At 71.1% G+C, this 14,857-nt stretch carries 18 protein-coding genes and 3 tRNA genes; 5 read left to right on the top strand and 16 right to left on the bottom strand.

The genetic code is table 11. From position 1 onward, the window contains the following. Nucleotides 1-120 precede the first annotated feature (120 nt). Nucleotides 121-1,335: an IS110 family transposase gene (locus ACFYX4_RS08695; protein WP_389328078.1), complete on the top strand. Its 1,215-nt coding sequence runs from the start codon at nt 121-123 to the stop codon at nt 1,333-1,335. Here ACFYX4_RS08695 and ACFYX4_RS08700 read toward each other — a convergent pair. The 7 genes from ACFYX4_RS08700 to ACFYX4_RS08730 all read right to left on the bottom strand — a co-directional run bounded on the left by ACFYX4_RS08700 (nt 1,332) and on the right by ACFYX4_RS08730 (nt 4,486). Next, nucleotides 1,332-1,760: a hypothetical protein gene (locus tag ACFYX4_RS08700; RefSeq protein ID WP_389328081.1), complete on the bottom strand. Its 429-nt coding sequence runs from the start codon at nt 1,758-1,760 to the stop codon at nt 1,332-1,334. The two genes, ACFYX4_RS08695 and ACFYX4_RS08700, sit on opposite strands and share 4 nt — an antisense overlap. Before the next feature lie 137 nt (nt 1,761-1,897). Further along, on the bottom strand, nt 1,898-2,953 hold the full coding sequence (locus ACFYX4_RS08705; RefSeq protein WP_389328084.1) for a UDP-N-acetylmuramate dehydrogenase: 1,056 nt from the start codon (nt 2,951-2,953) through the stop codon (nt 1,898-1,900). 102 nt (nt 2,954-3,055) lie between these two features. After that, nucleotides 3,056-3,484: a MaoC family dehydratase gene (locus tag ACFYX4_RS08710; RefSeq protein WP_389328087.1), complete on the bottom strand. Its 429-nt coding sequence runs from the start codon at nt 3,482-3,484 to the stop codon at nt 3,056-3,058. Between the two features lies 1 nt (nt 3,485). Beyond that, complete coding sequence (locus tag ACFYX4_RS08715; protein ID WP_389328090.1) at nt 3,486-3,938, bottom strand: MaoC family dehydratase N-terminal domain-containing protein; 453 nt, start codon at nt 3,936-3,938, stop codon at nt 3,486-3,488. A gap of 100 nt (nt 3,939-4,038) precedes the next feature. Further along, a complete protein-coding gene (rpmG, locus tag ACFYX4_RS08720) occupies nt 4,039-4,203 on the bottom strand; it encodes a 50S ribosomal protein L33 (protein WP_003948671.1) in 165 nt (54 codons plus the stop codon). A gap of 90 nt (nt 4,204-4,293) precedes the next feature. Further along, nucleotides 4,294-4,366: transfer RNA gene (locus ACFYX4_RS08725), tRNA-Met, on the bottom strand. Nucleotides 4,367-4,413: 47 nt separating this feature from the next. Next, nucleotides 4,414-4,486: transfer RNA gene (locus tag ACFYX4_RS08730), tRNA-Thr, on the bottom strand. Nucleotides 4,487-4,736: 250 nt separating this feature from the next. Here ACFYX4_RS08730 and ACFYX4_RS08735 point away from each other — a divergent pair. Together ACFYX4_RS08735 and ACFYX4_RS08740 are read left to right on the top strand one after the other, a co-directional pair. After that, nucleotides 4,737-6,053, top strand: a complete 1,317-nt coding sequence (locus ACFYX4_RS08735) for an amidohydrolase family protein (protein WP_389328093.1) — start codon at nt 4,737-4,739, stop codon at nt 6,051-6,053. A gap of 134 nt (nt 6,054-6,187) precedes the next feature. Next, complete coding sequence (locus tag ACFYX4_RS08740; RefSeq protein ID WP_389328096.1) at nt 6,188-6,844, top strand: NAD(P)H-binding protein; 657 nt, start codon at nt 6,188-6,190, stop codon at nt 6,842-6,844. 27 nt (nt 6,845-6,871) lie between these two features. Here ACFYX4_RS08740 and ACFYX4_RS08745 read toward each other — a convergent pair whose 3' ends face one another. Beyond that, nucleotides 6,872-7,084, bottom strand: a complete 213-nt coding sequence (locus tag ACFYX4_RS08745) for a hypothetical protein (RefSeq protein ID WP_389328099.1) — start codon at nt 7,082-7,084, stop codon at nt 6,872-6,874. A 93-nt stretch (nt 7,085-7,177) separates the two neighbouring features. Here ACFYX4_RS08745 and ACFYX4_RS08750 point away from each other — a divergent pair, with 93 nt between their 5' ends. Then, on the top strand, nt 7,178-7,468 hold the full coding sequence (locus tag ACFYX4_RS08750; protein WP_389328102.1) for a hypothetical protein: 291 nt from the start codon (nt 7,178-7,180) through the stop codon (nt 7,466-7,468). A 496-nt stretch (nt 7,469-7,964) separates the two neighbouring features. On the opposite strand, the gene ACFYX4_RS08755 is transcribed toward ACFYX4_RS08750, so the two are convergent. The 3 genes from ACFYX4_RS08755 to ACFYX4_RS08765 all read right to left on the bottom strand — a co-directional run bounded on the left by ACFYX4_RS08755 (nt 7,965) and on the right by ACFYX4_RS08765 (nt 9,076). After that, nucleotides 7,965-8,303 carry a helix-turn-helix domain-containing protein gene (locus ACFYX4_RS08755; RefSeq protein ID WP_389328106.1) on the bottom strand — a complete coding sequence of 113 codons (339 nt, stop codon included), beginning with the start codon at nt 8,301-8,303 and terminating at the stop codon, nt 7,965-7,967. Beyond that, a complete protein-coding gene (locus ACFYX4_RS08760) occupies nt 8,303-8,800 on the bottom strand; it encodes a DUF2975 domain-containing protein (RefSeq protein WP_389328109.1) in 498 nt (165 codons plus the stop codon). Before ACFYX4_RS08760 ends, ACFYX4_RS08755 begins: the two co-directional genes overlap by 1 nt. 194 nt (nt 8,801-8,994) lie before the next feature. After that, nucleotides 8,995-9,076 (bottom strand) — tRNA-Tyr (locus tag ACFYX4_RS08765). 234 nt (nt 9,077-9,310) lie between these two features. On the opposite strand from ACFYX4_RS08765, the gene ACFYX4_RS08770 reads away from it, so the two are divergent. Next, the gene (locus ACFYX4_RS08770) at nt 9,311-9,799 is read left to right on the top strand and encodes a YajQ family cyclic di-GMP-binding protein (protein WP_389328112.1); all 489 of its coding nucleotides are present in this window, start codon (nt 9,311-9,313) and stop codon (nt 9,797-9,799) included. 100 nt (nt 9,800-9,899) lie between these two features. Here ACFYX4_RS08770 and ACFYX4_RS08775 read toward each other — a convergent pair whose 3' ends face one another. The 5 genes from ACFYX4_RS08775 to ACFYX4_RS08795 form a co-directional block, all read right to left on the bottom strand. Beyond that, the gene (locus ACFYX4_RS08775) at nt 9,900-10,166 is read right to left on the bottom strand and encodes a GlsB/YeaQ/YmgE family stress response membrane protein (protein WP_389328115.1); all 267 of its coding nucleotides are present in this window, start codon (nt 10,164-10,166) and stop codon (nt 9,900-9,902) included. Nucleotides 10,167-10,320: 154 nt separating this feature from the next. Continuing rightward, nucleotides 10,321-10,713 (bottom strand): YccF domain-containing protein, encoded by a 393-nt coding sequence (locus ACFYX4_RS08780; RefSeq protein ID WP_389328118.1) that lies wholly within the window; start codon nt 10,711-10,713, stop codon nt 10,321-10,323. Beyond that, nucleotides 10,710-11,573: a zinc metalloprotease HtpX gene (htpX, locus tag ACFYX4_RS08785; protein ID WP_389328121.1), complete on the bottom strand. Its 864-nt coding sequence runs from the start codon at nt 11,571-11,573 to the stop codon at nt 10,710-10,712. The genes ACFYX4_RS08780 and htpX overlap by 4 nt, the downstream gene beginning before the upstream one ends. Nucleotides 11,574-11,768: 195 nt before the next feature. Further along, a complete protein-coding gene (locus ACFYX4_RS08790; RefSeq protein WP_389328124.1) occupies nt 11,769-13,283 on the bottom strand; it encodes an NADH-quinone oxidoreductase subunit N in 1,515 nt (504 codons plus the stop codon). After that, complete coding sequence (locus ACFYX4_RS08795; protein WP_389328127.1) at nt 13,280-14,854, bottom strand: NADH-quinone oxidoreductase subunit M; 1,575 nt, start codon at nt 14,852-14,854, stop codon at nt 13,280-13,282. The genes ACFYX4_RS08790 and ACFYX4_RS08795 overlap by 4 nt, the downstream gene beginning before the upstream one ends. Nucleotides 14,855-14,857 lie beyond the last annotated feature (3 nt).

Raw genomic sequence — 14,857 nt, forward strand, 5'->3', positions numbered from 1 at the left:
ACCGCTGATGAGGGGCTTGAGCACCGGCTTCACCCAGGCCGGAAGAGCTCTCCGTAACGTGGATGTGGCAGCTCGGTGCCGAGGCAAGGCCGTACGACAGCGTGATGGAGGGGCCTGCACGTGATCGACACCGGCGACATCGACGTCTTCCTCGGCCTAGACGTCGGCAAGGGCGAACACCACGCCACCGCCGTCACCCTGGCCGGGAAGAAGGCCTTCGACAAGCGGTTGCCCAACACCGAACCCAAGCTCCGCGAGCTTTTCGCGAAACTCCAGGCCAAGCACGGAACCGTACTCGTCGTGGTCGACCAGCCGGCCTCGATCGGCGCCCTGCCGCTGGCCGTGGCCCGGGACATGGGCTGCCCCGTGGCCTACCTTCCCGGGCTGACGATGCGACGGATCGCCGACCTCTACCCAGGTGAGGCGAAGACGGACGCGAAGGACGCGTTCATCATCGCGGACGCCGCCCGGGCAATGCCCCACACGCTGCGGGCGATCGACGGCGAGGACGAGGCCATCGCCGAGCTGGAGATGATCGTCGGCTTCGACGACGACCTGGCCGGCGAGGCCACCAGGGTCGCGAACCGGCTCCACGGCCTGCTGACCCAGATCCATCCGTCGCTGGAACGGGTGCTGGGGCCGCGATTGCAGCACCCGGCCGTCTTGGCCGTGCTGGAGCGGTTCGGTTCTCCGGCCCAGATCCGCAAGGCCGGGCGGGGACGGCTGGTCACGCTGTTACGGCCGAAGGCCCCGAGGATGGCCGAGCGGCTGGTCGAGGACATCTTCACCGCTCTGGACGAGCAGACCGTCACCGTTCCGGGCACCGAGGCGGCCGTGCTGATCGTCCCGAGCCTGGCCGGCTCGCTGACGGCCGTGCTTGACCAGCGGAAACTGCTGGCCGCGCGGATCGAGGAGCTCCTGGAGGCTCACCCTCTTTCGAAGGTCCTGACGTCCATGCCGGGAATCGGCGTCAGGACCGGAGCCAGGATCCTGATCGAGGTCGGTGACGGCAGCACCTTCCCGACTGCAGGCCACCTCGCCGCCTACGCCGGGCTCGCCCCCGCGACCCGCAGCTCGGGGTCGTCGATCCGCGGCGAACAGCCCTCCAGACGAGGAAACAAGCAGCTCAAACGGGCTTTCTTCCTCTCCGCGTTCGCGTCCTTGGGAGACCCGGCATCGCGGGCCTACTACGAAAAGAAGATCGCTCAGGGAAAGCACCACACCCAAGCCCTGCTCTGCCTCGCGCGACGCCGGGCAGATGTCCTCTTCGCGATGCTCCGGGACGGAACCTTCTACGAACCACAGCCTGTTCGGACGATCGCTCCGCAGACCTAGACCATGGTCAGGAGGTGATCCGTGGGGCCGTAGTCGATCTTCCAGTCGGCATAGACACCACAGAATACATCCTTGACGCACCGCAGGCCCACGGTTACCCAGCGGACCGATCCGTCGTCGCCGAGCGAGAACGCGACCGCGGCCTCGAACTCCTCGCTCCCGCAGGGGCAGCCGGCCGCACCGGGTTCGTCGTCCTCCCAGGACTCCTCGTTCCAGTACTCCTCGCTATCCGCGATGAATGCACGGCTGCCGCAGCCAGAGCACTCCCGTTCCGCTCCGGACGCATTGACCAGCACGAAGAACACCCGGCCACCGCACCCACACACGGAAGCACCGATCTTCACCGGGCGGCCGTCGACAGCACCCCGCAGGAACACCGCGAGTTCCGCGGGGACACCCTCACCAACCTGATCATCAGCATGCACGGACACATCGTTCCAGACGCCCCGAACTCACACCCGACCAGCTTGACCAAAGACATAGGGGCACCCCCCCCCGCTCGAGCGAAGCCGAGAGTGGGGGAGGGTGGGCGCAGCGGCACCCTGTAGCGCCGGGCCGCGTCCTAGAGGCTCACGCCGACCGTCACCGGCTCGTTGACCAGGGTGACGCCGAACGCGTCCCGGACCCCGGCCACCACCTCACGGGCCAGCGCGAGCAGATCCTCCGTCGTGGCGGAGCCACGGTTGGTGAGGGCGAGCGTGTGCTTCGTGGAGATGCGCGCCGCCCCACTCCCGTACCCCTTGGTGAAGCCCGCCTTGTCGATGAGCCACGCCGCGGAGGTCTTGGTGTGCCCCTCCCCCGCCGGATAGGCGGGCGGCTCGACGCCGTCACCGAGCCGCTCCTTCACGCGCGCGAGGAACACGGCGAAGTCGGCGTCGCCGAGGATCGGGTTGGTGAAGAAGGACCCGGCGGACCAGGTGTCATGGTCCTCGGGGTCGAGCACCATCCCCTTGCCGGCCCGCAGCTTGAGCACCGTCTCCCGGGCGTCGGCGAGCGGCACCCGCTCACCGGGCGCCACCCCCAGCGCGCGGGCCGTCTCGGCGTACTTGAGGGGCGCCGACAGCCCGCCCGCGTCCTCCAGCTCGAAGCGGACGCGCAGCACGACGTACCGGTCGGGGTCGGCCTTGAAGCGGCTGTGCCGGTAGGAGAAGGCGCATTCGGCGTTGCCGAGGGCGACCGTCTCGCGCGCGTGGCGGTCGTAGGCGATCACCTCGGTGATCGTGGAGGAGACCTCCTGGCCGTACGCGCCGACGTTCTGGATGGGGGTCGCGCCCGCGGAGCCGGGGATGCCGGCGAGGCACTCGACGCCGGCGAGCCCGGCCTCGACGGTGCGGGCGACGGCGTCGGTCCACACCTCACCGGCCGCCAGCTCCAGCGTCGCGCCGGTGAGTTCGAAGCCGCGGGTGGCGATGCGCAGGGCGGTCCCGGCGAACCCCTTGTCGCCGATGACGAGGTTGGAGCCGCCGCCGACGATGAGCAGCGGCGTGCCGTCGGCGTCGGCCTCGCGGACGGCGGCGATGACCTCGGCGTCGGTCGTCGCGGTCACCAGCCGGGTGGCGGGGCCGCCCAGCCTGAAGGTGGTCAGCGGGGCGAGGGGGGCATCGTGGAGTTCCTGCACGCGCCCAAGCCTACGAGACGGCGTACGGGGCCCCGGTCAGGCGTAAGGGGCATCCGCAATCGCGGACGCCCCTTACAGCACCAGCTCAGGCGCGGAAGCCGGTCAGGCCAGTCGTACGACGGCCCGTGACATGCCCAGGACCTTCTGCCCGCCGCTGGTCGCCGTGAGGTCGACGCGGACCGTGTTGTCGTCGAGCTTGGCGGCGACCTTGCCGCTGACCTCGATGGTCGCGCCCTGGTCGTCGTTGGGGACGACGACGGGCCGGGTGAAGCGGACGCCGTACTCGACGACCGCGCCCGGGTCGCCGACCCAGTCGGTGACGACGCGGATCGCCTCGGCCATGGTGAACATGCCGTGCGCGATGACGTCCGGCAGGCCCACCTCCTTGGCGAACTTCTCGTTCCAGTGGATGGGGTTGAAGTCCCCGGAGGCGCCCGCGTACCGGACGAGGGTGGCCCGGGTGACGCCGAAGGTCTGCGCCGGGAGTTCCGCGCCGACCTCGACGTCGTCGTAGGCGATCTTCGCCGTCATGTCAGGCCTCCTCGGCCGCGCGGGCCACGAGCTTGGTCCAGGCGGTCACGACGTGTTCGCCGGCCTCGTCGTGGACCTCTCCGCGGATGTCCAGGATGTCGTTGCCCGCCATGGACTTGATGCCCTCGATGGTCGAGGTGACGGTGAGCCGGTCGCCGGCGCGGACGGGCCGCCGGTAGGCGAACTTCTGGTCGCCGTGCACGACGCGGTTGTAGTCCAGGCCGAGTTGCGGGTCCTGGACTACCTCGCCGGCGGCCTTGAAGGTGATGGAGAACACGAAGGTCGGCGGAGCGATCACATCGGGGTGACCGAGCGCCTTGGCGGCCTCCGGGTCGGTGTACGCGGGGTTGGCGTCCCCCACCGACTCGGCGAACTCACGGATCTTCTCCCGCCCCACCTCGTAGGGCTCGGTGGGCGGGTAGGTCCGCCCCACGAAGGACTGGTCGAGCGCCATGGCTCGGCACCTCCTGGTTGCTCTACTGAACGGTACGCGTCTCTCAACGACGCGAGGCCGCCCCCGATCACTCGGGGACGGCCTCGCGTACGAGCCTGATTTATCGCGTCTCGCGGTGCGCGGTGTGCGCGTTGCAACGCGGGCAGTGCTTCTTCATCTCCAGTCGGTCCGGGTTGTTACGCCGGTTCTTCTTGGTGATGTAGTTCCGCTCCTTGCACTCCACGCAGGCCAGCGTGATCTTCGGGCGGACGTCGGTGGCAGCCACGTGAGTGCTCCTTGACGAACGGATAGGGATGATTTAACGCAAGAAAGAGTAGCCGATCGAAGGACCGACCCCGCAATCGGCTACTGTCAGTAGCGGTGACCGGACTTGAACCGGTGACACAGCGATTATGAGCCGCTTGCTCTACCGACTGAGCTACACCGCTTTGATGCGATCGGACCCCGCCTCGCGACGGGGGACCTCTCACACCAGAGCCCCAATACGGAATCGAACCGTAGACCTTCTCCTTACCATGGAGACGCTCTGCCGACTGAGCTATTGGGGCGAGCGATGAAGACATTACACGGTCCGCAGCCGTTCACCCAAATCCGTTTCGTGTACCCCGCCACAGGCCGTTTCCCCAGCGTCCCGGCGATCTCCACGGCCCCTTCCGCCCCCGGACCACACCGGTACGACTATTGCGCTCCTCCCCGCCGGTGCCGGAGCTCCGCCCTAGGCTCGACTCACTCTGCGTGATCTTGCCCCGAGCCTCCGGGGCGCCCGAGCCCTCCGCACCGCCGAGCACCAGGAGCGCGATGCCCGACAGCCAGCCGCAGCCGCCGCCCCCTCCCCAGCCGCCCTCCTTCTCGTCGCCGTCAGGGCCGTCGGGCGGGTCCTCGGGCTCGGGGGGATCCTCGGGAGGGCAGCCGGAGCCGGCCGCGCTCCTGCTGTGCGGCGCGCGCCTGACGGACGGCCGCGCCGTGGACGTACGGCTGGGCCGCGGGCGCATCGAGGCGGTCGGCACGGCGGGCAGCCTCGCGGCCGGCCCCGCGCGCGGGGCCCGGGTGGACCTCAGCGGCTATCTCCTCCTCCCCGCCCCCGCCGAACCCCACCTCCACGCCGACACGGCGCTGTCCGCCGACACCGACGGCCCCGTCTCCTACGCCGCCCACGACGTCCGCCGCCGGGCCACCGAGGCGGTGCTGCTGCACCTCGGACACGGCACGACCGCGCTGCGCGCACACGTACGCGTGGGCGACGTGCAGGGCCTCGGCGCGCTGGCCGCCGTCCTGGAGGCCGGGCGTTCGCTGCGCGGACTCGCCGAGCTGACGACGGTGGCGATGCCCCGGATGCTGACCGGGCTGGCCGGGGCGGACGGGCTCGCGATACTGCGGGACGCGGTGAAGATGGGCGCCTCCGTGGTGGGCGGCTGCCCGGACCTCGACCCCGACCCGACGGGCTACGCGGAGACCGTCCTGGCGCTGGCCTCAGAGCACGGCTGCCCCGTGGACCTGCACACCGACGCCGCCGACCCGGCTCGGCTCGCCCGCCTCGCGGCGATGGCCGGCGGGCTGCGCCCCGGCGTCTCCCTCGGCCCGTGCGCCGGCCTCTCCGCCCTCCCCGCCGAGGCCGCAGCCCGCACCGCCGACCAATTGGCCGCGGCGGGCGTGACGGTGGTCTGCCTGCCGCAGGGCGGCTGCGGGGCGGTGGAACGCCGGGGCACCGCGCCCGTACGGCTGCTGCGCGCGGCCGGCGTCCGGGTGGCGGCCGGCAGCGGGGCCCTGCGGGACGTCTCGAACCCCGTCGGCCGCGGCGACCCGCTGGAGGCGGCCTACCGTCTCGCCTCCCGTCACGGTCTGCGCCCCGAGGACGCCTACGACACGGTGAGCACGTCCGCGCGTGCCGCCCTCGGGCTGCCCGAGGTGCGCGTCGAGGCGGGCTTCCCCGCCGATCTGCTGGCGATCCGCGGCGAACGGCTGGCGAGCGCGCTGTCCCTGGCGTACAGCCGGATCGTGATCCATGGGGGGCGCGTGGTGGCGCGCACGAGCGCGGTCCGGGAGTACTGCGCTTCGGCCGAGGGCCCCGCTGTGGAGTTGGGGTTGCCGCGGCAGGGGCGGGGGGAGCAGTCGTAGGACGGTCGGGGTCGGGGTCGGGAGCAGGGGTCGGGGGTGGTCGAGGCCTGTGCGTACGAGCGGCGGCGGTGGAGGAATCGTATGGGGGTTCGCCCGTGCGGCGGTGGGGGTGGGGCGGGCGTACGGTCGGAAGCATGCGCATTGTCATTGCTGGAGGTCATGGTCAGATCGCGCTGCGGCTGGAGCGGGTGCTCGCCGCGCGCGGACACGAGGTCGCGGGAATCATCCGCAAGGCCGAACAGGGAGACGACCTGCGGACCGCAGGCGCCGAACCGGTCCTGCTGGACCTGGAGTCGGCGTCGGTCGAGGAGGTCGCGGAGCGGCTGCGGGGCGCGGACGCGGCGGTGTTCGCGGCGGGCGCGGGACCGGGCAGCGGGACGTCACGCAAGGACACCGTGGACAGGGGCGCGGCGGTGCTGTTCGCGGACGCGGCGGTGCGGGCGGGCGTACGCCGGTTCGTGGTCGTGTCGCCCTACGGCGCGGATCCCGGCCACCGGGGCGACGAGGTGTTCGACGTCTACCTGCGCGCCAAGGGCGAGGCGGACGCGTACGTGCAGGGCCTGGACGCCCTCGACTGGACGGTCCTGCGCCCCGGTTCGCTGACGGACGACGCGGGCAAGGGGCTCGTCCGCCTGGAGGCGCGGACGGGCCGCGGCTCGGTCCCGCGCGACGATGTGGCCGCCGTGCTGGCGGAGTTGCTGGAGACCCCGGCGACGGCGGGCCTGACGCTGGAGCTGATCGGCGGGTCGACGCCGGTGTCGGTGGCGGTGAAGTCGGTCGCGGGCAACTGAACGAGCCGCTGCGCGGCGTCAGAACCGTCAGAACAGGGGCAGCTGGTCGGGTACGTCGGGGACGACGTACCCGTCCAAGGAGGGCTGGGCCGCGCCCAGTTGCGCCGCCCGGCGCGAACCGGGACAGGAAGTGAGCTGCCCGCTCCCCCGCGCGCCCGGCGGGTCGTGCCGGGCGAACCGTCCGGCGACGACGGCGATCTCTCGACGGCACTCGGGGCAGGTTCTGCGGCGGCTGGACATGCCGTCAGTGTGCCCCAGCCGATCGGGCGGGCACCCGGCCCGGCATGTCGCTCGTCGCGCGGAACCCGGCGCTCCTCCCTAGCATCCGTACATATGGCACATAGCTTCGAGGAACTCGTGGAGAAGCAGCGCGCGGCCGACGAGGCCCACGCGAGGGTCCTGCACCTACGGGACACCTACGGCGCGCCCACGGCGGCAGCCTGGTCGGAGATCCAGAGCGACACCTACGAAACCGCCTGGCGCGCCTGGCGCGACCTCGCCCGGGACGTCCGCTCCGCGATCACCGACCTGGCCAAGGAGGAGGGCAGACCACGAGCGGACGTGGAGACCCAGGTAAGAACAGCAGCAAAGTCGCCACAGCGGGCGGGGTCGGGGGAGGAGTAGGGGGACGACGGGTGGGGGAGGGCCGGCTGACGGCTGGACCGGCGGACCGGCTGGACCGGCGGACCGGCTGACGGCTGGGCCGGCGGACCGGTGTGCGGCCGGTCGGCGGACTGGCTGACGGCTGGACCGGCGGACCGGTGTGCGGCCGGTCGGCGGACCGGCTGACGGCCGGTCAACGGGGACTGGCTGGCGGCCGGCCGGTCGGGCGGACCCGCGGCCGGACGGCCGGACGTCGGCCCGGACGGGCGGGCGGACCGGACCGGCGGCCGGTCGGGCGGACGCACCGGGCGGGCGGACGGCCCGGACGGCGGACGGCCCGGACGGCGGACGGCCCGGACGGCCGTGCGGGCGGACGGCCGGGCGGGCCGGCGGTCGGCGGACCGGCGGACGGACGGACCGGCGGACGGACGGCCAGCGGAAGGACGGTCGGCGGAAGGCCCGGAAGGCCCGGAAGGGCGGACGGGCGGTCGGCCGAAGCCGGGAGACGCCTCCGCCCTCACCCGTCCACACCGACGGCGTCCCCCTCCGTCACCTCGGCCGCCCCGCGCGTACCGCCCGCCTCACCCGTGCCGCCCATGTCGCCGGCGTCGGCCTCCGCGCCCGTGTCGCCCGTGTCGGCCGTGTCGGCCGTGTCGGCCTCCCAGCGCAGCAGGTCCCCCGGCTGGCATGCGAGCACCTCGCAGAGCGCGGCGAGGGTGGTGAAGCGGACCGCCTTGGCGCGGCCGTTCTTGAGCACGGCGAGGTTGGCGGGGGTGATCCCGACACGTTCCGCGAGTTCGCCCACGGACATCTTCCGCCTGGCCAGCATCACGTCGATGTCGACGACGATCGGCATCAGATCACCTGTTCCAGCTCGGCCTGCATCTGCGTCGCCTCGACGTCACGGGCCACGGCCTGGGCGAGCAGCATCCGCAGCACGAGCACGAGCAGGGCGACCCCGAGCAGCGCCACGACGACCCCGCCGATCAGCAGGACGACCCCCGGCGCGACGGCCTCGCCGGGCGCCAGCAGCACGCCGAGCGTGAACATCAGCAGGGCGGCCGCCACGAAGGCGCCCATCACGATGTGCACGTACCGGAAGGCGGCGAGCGAGAACACGGTGCCGCACCGGACCATCGTCACCAGCCGCCATACGCAGACGAGGACGACCTGGGCGGCCACGATGACCAGCACGACGGTGACGAGGTAGGCGGCGGGCGGATAGGCGAGGTCCGCGTCGACCCCCTTCAGATCCCCGGCCAGCAGCGGCACCATCACCGCCTGCACGAACACCGACCCGACGAGCAGCACCACGAGCACAGCCCGCAGCGCGAGCACGGTCAGTTTCCCCATCGCCACCCTCCTTCGATCGCCCCCCGATGGAAATCTATCGAAATTCGATAGGCGCGAGCAAGTAGACCACCCACCGTGACCTTGATCACGAAATCAACGGGACCCCGCAGGCTCCGGAACGACGCCGACGCCTGCGGACACAACGAGAACGGCCCCCGATCAGATCAACTGATCGGGGGCCGTTCCCACAAGCGTGGCGGCGCCAGGATTCGAACCTGGGAAGGCGAAGCCGGCAGATTTACAGTCTGCTCCCTTTGGCCGCTCGGGCACACCGCCGGGTTTGCTGCCGCTCGAACCGCTTTTCGGCGGTGCTCCCTGGCAACGACGTAAACGATACCTGATGCGGAGGGGTGCTCCGCCACTCGATTCCGCGCCGCCCGGACCGGGCCGGGTGGCTAGGCTTGTCCGGATGCGGCCCGCGTCTGACGCCGGGCTCGGCGGCAGCCCCACGGACGCCGGCACGCACCCGAACGCACTCGATACGCACCCCGATACAAGGAGCCACAGGACATGGCCGACTCCAGTTTCGACATCGTCTCGAAGGTCGAGCGGCAGGAGGTCGACAACGCCCTCAACCAGGCCGCCAAGGAGATCTCCCAGCGCTACGACTTCAAGGGCGTCGGCGCCTCGATCTCGTGGTCCGGAGAAAAGATCCTCATGGAGGCGAACTCCGAGGACCGGGTGAACGCCGTCCTCGACGTCTTCCAGTCGAAGCTGATCAAGCGCGGGATCTCACTGAAGGCGCTGGACGCGGGCGAGCCGCAGCTCTCCGGCAAGGAGTACAAGATCTTCGCGTCGATCCAGGAGGGCATCACCCAGGAGAACGCGAAGAAGGTCGCGAAGCTCATCCGCGACGAGGGCCCCAAGGGAGTGAAGGCCCAGGTCCAGGGTGACGAACTGCGCGTCAGCTCCAAGAGCCGCGACGACCTTCAGGCCGTCATCTCCCTGCTGAAGGGGCAGGACTTCGACTTCGCGCTTCAGTTCGTGAACTACCGCTAGGCACCCGCCGGCGGGGACGGGCGGGCGCCACGGGTGCCCGCCCGTCCGCGTGTTCCCGTCCGCGTGTTCCCGTCCGCATGTTTCCGAGCGCGTGCCGCGCTCAGTCGCGTGAGTGGCCGAACAGGATGCGGTAGACGATGAGCAGCACCAGCGATCCGCCGATCGCCGCGGCCCAGGTGGCGCCGTCGTAGAAGTCCTTGGTGATGGGGTGGTCGAGCCAGCGGGCCGATATCCAGCCCCCGATGAAGGCGCCGGCGACGCCGATGACGGTCGTGCCGATGAAGCCGCCCGGGTCGCGGCCCGGCAGCAGCACCTTGGCGATGACTCCGGCCAGCAGCCCCAGAATGATCCAGCTGATGATGCTCATGCCCTGAACCTGCCCTTTCGCGCTGTGCCCTCACTGTCCCGGCACTGTGATCTCGATCGGGGGACGGGGCTTTTCGTGCCTGGTGCCCGTGTTCGTGCCGTGTTGACTGGACGACGATCGGGCAGCGGCCGATGGTTCCCCGGGGCGGGCGGGTTCAGCGCGCGGCGAACGGCTCGTCCGTGCTGACGATCTCGCGGCCGAGCGGCAGCAGGGAGACCGGGATCAGCTTGAAGTTGGCGATGCCGAAGGGGATTCCGATGATCGTGACGCACAGGGCGATGCCGGTCACGATGTGGGTGAGGGTGAGCCACCAGCCGGCGAGGACCAGCCAGAGCACGTTGCCGACGCAGGAGGGGGCGCCCGCGTCGCGGCGCTCGATCGTGGTGTAGCCGAAGGGCCAGAGGGCGTAGACGCCGATGCGGAACGCCGCCAGGCCGAAGGGGATTCCGATGATCGTGATGCACAGCAGCAGACCGGCGAACATGTAGCCGAGGAACAGCCAGAAGCCGCTGAGGACGAGCCATATGACGTTGAGGATGGTCTTCACTGCTGGTGACCTGCCATCTTCTCGAGACGGGCGATGCGCTCCGCCATCGGCGGGTGCGTCGAGAACATCTTGGAGAGCCCTTGGCCCGCGCGGAACGGGTTCGCGATCATCATGTGGCTCGCGGTCTCGATGCGGGGTTCGGGGGGCAACGGGAGCTGCTTGGTGCCGAGTTCGAGCTTGCGCAGCGCGCCGGCGAGGGCCAGCGGGTCGCCGGTGAGCTGGGCGCCGGAGGCGTCGGCCTCGTACTCGCGGGAACGGCTGATGGCGAGCTGGATGAGGCCGGCCGCGAGCGGGCCGAGCAGCATGATCAGGAGCATGCCGAGGATGCCGGGGCCGTCGTCGTCGTTGGAGCGGCCGATCGGGATCAGCCAGGCGAAGTGGACCAGGAACATGATCACGGAGGCGAGGGCGCCGGCGACCGAGGAGATGAGGATGTCCCGGTTGTAGACGTGGCTCAGCTCGTGGCCGATGACGCCTCGCAGTTCGCGTTCGTCGAGGAGGCGCAGGATGCCCTCCGTGCAGCACACGGCCGCGTTGCGCGGGTTGCGGCCGGTGGCGAAGGCGTTGGGCGCCTCCGTCGGGGAGATGTACAGCCGGGGCATGGGCTGGCGGGCCTGGGTGGAGAGGTCGCGGACCATGCGGTAGAGGGCCGGGGCCTCGAACTCGCTGACCGGGCGGGCCCGCATCGCGCGCAGGGCCAGCTTGTCGCTGTTCCAGTACGCGTACGCGTTGGTGCCGAGCGCGACGAGCACGGCGACGACGAGCCCCGTGCGCCCGAAGAAGCTGCCGAAGACGATGATGAGTGCCGACAGCCCCCCGAGGAGTACTGCGGTCCTTAGCCCGTTGTGCCGGCGGTGCACGGTACGCCCTCCAAGTCGTGCGGCAGGGGAACCCTTCGCTTGCTGATCTTGCTGCCTGGTGTGCTGCCTGATCTGCGATGCCACTGGTGTCGTGGTGCCACGTCCAGTGGAACCTCCCGTTTTGGTCAACGCCAGACGAGGGGCCCGGGTTCCCTTGCGCTTCCGGCGGCCGGCGTGGGCCGTCCGGGTGAGGGATCAGAAGAGGGCGGTGTCGGCGAAGCGCAGGACCAGCTGAGGTGCTCCGGAGAGGGCGACGCCGAGGACGGCGGTGAGGGCGAGGGCGGCCGTGAGGGGCGCGGGGACCCGGTGCCGGACGGGCTCGCCCTCGGGGGCGCGGAACAGCAGGGCCGTCCACTGGAGGTAGTAGTACAGGGCGATCACCACGTTGACGGCCATGACGACCGCCAGCCAGCCGAGGCCCGCGTCCACGGCGGCGGAGAACACGGTGACCTTCGCGAAGAGACCGATGATGCCCGGCGGCAGCCCGGCCAGGCAGAGCAGGAAGAAGGCCAGGAGGAGCGCGGCGAGGGGGTTCTTCGCGTGGAGGCCCCGGTAGTCGGCGACGCGGTTCTGCGGGCGCGTACGGCCGACGAGGGCGGCCACCGCGAAGGCTCCGAGGTTCACGGCGGCGTACATCAGCGCGTAGGCGACGGTGGAGCCGATGGAGTGCTCGGGGTCGTCGGAGTACGCGGCGGCGGCGATCGGGACGAGGAGGTAGCCGGCCTGGCCGACGGAGGACCAGGCGAGCAGGCGTACGGCGCTGTACGCGCGCGTGGCCTGCTGGCGGAGGGCGCCGACGTTGCCGGCGGTCATGGTGAGGGCGGCGAGCACGGCCAGCGAGGGGCCCCACACGTCGGCGTACGAGGGGAAGGCGACGACGGTGACGAGGATGAGGCCGGAGAAGCCGACGGCCTTGCCGACGACCGAGAGGTAGGCCGCGATGGGGAGGGGCGCGCCGACATAGGTGTCGGGGACCCAGAAGTGGAAGGGTACGGCGGCCGTCTTGAAGGCGAAGCCGATGAGGGTGAGGACGACTCCGGCCTGGGCGAGGGTGTGGAGTTGCCCGTCGACGTCCTGGATGCGCTCGGCCACCTGGGTGAGGTGCATCGTGCCGGTGGTGGCGTAGACGAAGCTGATGCCCAGGAGGCTGACGGCGGTCGCGGTGACGGACGACAGGAAGAACTTGAGGGCGGCCTCGGAGGACCTGCGGTCGCCGTGCCGGATGCCGACGAGGGCGAACGCGGGCAGGGAGGCGACCTCCAGGGCGACGACGAGGGTGGCGAGGTCGCGGGAGGCGGGCAGGAGGGCGGCGCCGGCGGCGGAGGAGAGCAGCAGGAACCAGAACTCGCCCTCGGGGAGCCGCCCGCGCGCGTCCTTCAGGGCGGTGACCGACAGGAGGGCGGCGAGCAGCGCTCCCCCGAGCACCAGGAACTGGATGACGAGGGTGAAGTGGTCGGCCGTGTAGCTGCACACGCGTGTGTCGCCGGTGAGGCAGAAGGTGGAGCGGTCGCCGTCCCGGAGGGGCAGGAGCAGGGCGGTGGAGGCGGCGAGGCCGGCGACGGAGAGCCGGCCGAGGAGAGGTTTGCGGTGCTCGGCGACGAACAGGTCGGCGACGAGGACGACGAGTCCGACGACGGCCGTCAGGGTGGGCGGGGCGATCGCGAGCCAGTCGACGGACTGGACGACGGACGGCGCGGCCGAGGAGCTCATCGGGTGCCTCCTGCGAGGAGCTGCTGCACGGCCGGGTCGGTGAGGCCGAGGAGTGCCTTGGGCCACAGGCCCGCGACGACGGTGAGGACGACGAGCGGGGTCCAGGCGGCGAACTCGTACGTGCGGACGTCGGCGAGCCGCGGCGCGTCCTGCGGGATCGTGCCCATGCAGACGCGGCGGACGACGACGAGCAGGTAGGCGGCGGTCAGCAGGGTGCCGAACGCGGCGATCGCCGTGAAGGTGAGGAAGGCGGGGCGGCTGAGGCCCTCGGCGGGGTCGAACGCGCCGAACAGGGCCAGCATCTCGCCCCAGAACCCGGCCAGGCCGGGCAGGCCGAGGGAGGCGACCGCGGCGAAGGCGAGGAGGCCGCCGAGGCGCGGGGCCTTCCCGTAGAGCGCGGCGCCGGTCTCCTGGGCGAGGGTGTCGAGGTCGCTGGTGCCGGTGCGGTCCTTCAGGGCGCCGACCAGGAAGAACAGCAGGCCGGTGATGAGGCCGTGGGCGATGTTGGCGAACAGGGCGCCGTTCACGCCGGTCGGGGTGGTGGAGGCGATGCCGAGGAGGACGAAGCCCATGTGGCCGACGGAGGAGTAGGCGATGAGGCGCTTGAGGTCGCCCTTCGCTCCCCGTTTGGCGAGGGCGAGGCAGGCCAGTGAGCCGTAGATGATGCCGACGACGGCGAAGGCGGCGAGGTAGGGCGCGAAGGTGCGGAAGCCGTCGGGCGCGACCGGCAGGAGAATCCGGACGAACCCGTACGTTCCCATCTTGAGCAGGACGCCGGCGAGGAGGACCGAGCCGACGGTCGGGGCGGCGGTGTGGGCGTCCGGAAGCCAGCTGTGCAGGGGCCACATCGGGGTCTTGACCGCGAGCCCGATCCCGATCGAAAGAACGGCGATGACCTGCACGGATGTGGTCAGCGACCGGCCGTTGTCAGTGGCGAGTGCCACCATGTCGAATGTGCCCGCCGTGACGCCGATCAGGAGCAGGCCGAGCAGCATGACCACGGATCCGAGCAGCGTGTACAGGATGAACTTCCAGGCCGCCCGGGTCCGGTCCTCGCCGCCCCAGCGGGCGATGAGGAAGTACATCGGGATCAGGACCGTCTCGAAGGCGAGGAAGAACAGGAGCAGGTCGAGGACGGCGAAGGTGGCGAGGGTGCCGGCCTCCAGGACGAGCAGGAGCGCGACGAAGGCCTTCGGGCTGGGGCCCTTGGGCGGGTTGAAGTACGAGTAGAGCGCGCAGAGGAAGGTCAGCAGCGCGGTCAGGACCAGGAGGGGGAGGGAGATGCCGTCGATGCCGAGGTGGATGCGCACGTCGAGTGCGGGGATCCAGCTGATGTCGGTCGTGGCCTGCATCTTCGAGGGCTGGTCGTGGTCGAAGCCGACCGCGAGGGCGATCGCGGCGGCGAGGATCGCGCCGGTCACGGTGACGCCGTGCCGCAGGACGGCCTGCTCGGGTGACTTCCCCTTCAGTCCGGGCGGGGCGGGCAGGAGAGCGGCGGCCGCCCCGAGGAGCGGGCCGACCACGATCAACGCCAGAAGGAACTGCATCACGGACTCGCTGATATCGATCACTCC

This window comes from Streptomyces sp. NPDC002328 (assembly GCF_042890065.1).
Taxonomy (GTDB): domain Bacteria; phylum Actinomycetota; class Actinomycetes; order Streptomycetales; family Streptomycetaceae; genus Streptomyces.

What these genes read in the sequence shown, in the direction of transcription:
- ACFYX4_RS08710 (WP_389328087.1), bottom strand. Translation starts at nt 3,484, where the DNA reads ATGACGGCGAAGATCGCCTACGACGACGTCGAGGTCGGCGCGGAACTC.
- ACFYX4_RS08715 (WP_389328090.1), bottom strand. Translation starts at nt 3,938, where the DNA reads ATGGCGCTCGACCAGTCCTTCGTGGGGCGGACCTACCCGCCCACCGAG.
- ACFYX4_RS08735 (WP_389328093.1), top strand. Translation starts at nt 4,737, where the DNA reads ATGCCCGACAGCCAGCCGCAGCCGCCGCCCCCTCCCCAGCCGCCCTCC.
- ACFYX4_RS08740 (WP_389328096.1), top strand. Translation starts at nt 6,188, where the DNA reads ATGCGCATTGTCATTGCTGGAGGTCATGGTCAGATCGCGCTGCGGCTG.
- ACFYX4_RS08745 (WP_389328099.1), bottom strand. Translation starts at nt 7,084, where the DNA reads ATGTCCAGCCGCCGCAGAACCTGCCCCGAGTGCCGTCGAGAGATCGCC.
- ACFYX4_RS08750 (WP_389328102.1), top strand. Translation starts at nt 7,178, where the DNA reads ATGGCACATAGCTTCGAGGAACTCGTGGAGAAGCAGCGCGCGGCCGAC.
- ACFYX4_RS08755 (WP_389328106.1), bottom strand. Translation starts at nt 8,303, where the DNA reads ATGCCGATCGTCGTCGACATCGACGTGATGCTGGCCAGGCGGAAGATG.
- ACFYX4_RS08760 (WP_389328109.1), bottom strand. Translation starts at nt 8,800, where the DNA reads ATGGGGAAACTGACCGTGCTCGCGCTGCGGGCTGTGCTCGTGGTGCTG.
- ACFYX4_RS08770 (WP_389328112.1), top strand. Translation starts at nt 9,311, where the DNA reads ATGGCCGACTCCAGTTTCGACATCGTCTCGAAGGTCGAGCGGCAGGAG.
- ACFYX4_RS08775 (WP_389328115.1), bottom strand. Translation starts at nt 10,166, where the DNA reads ATGAGCATCATCAGCTGGATCATTCTGGGGCTGCTGGCCGGAGTCATC.
- ACFYX4_RS08790 (WP_389328124.1), bottom strand. Translation starts at nt 13,283, where the DNA reads ATGAGCTCCTCGGCCGCGCCGTCCGTCGTCCAGTCCGTCGACTGGCTC.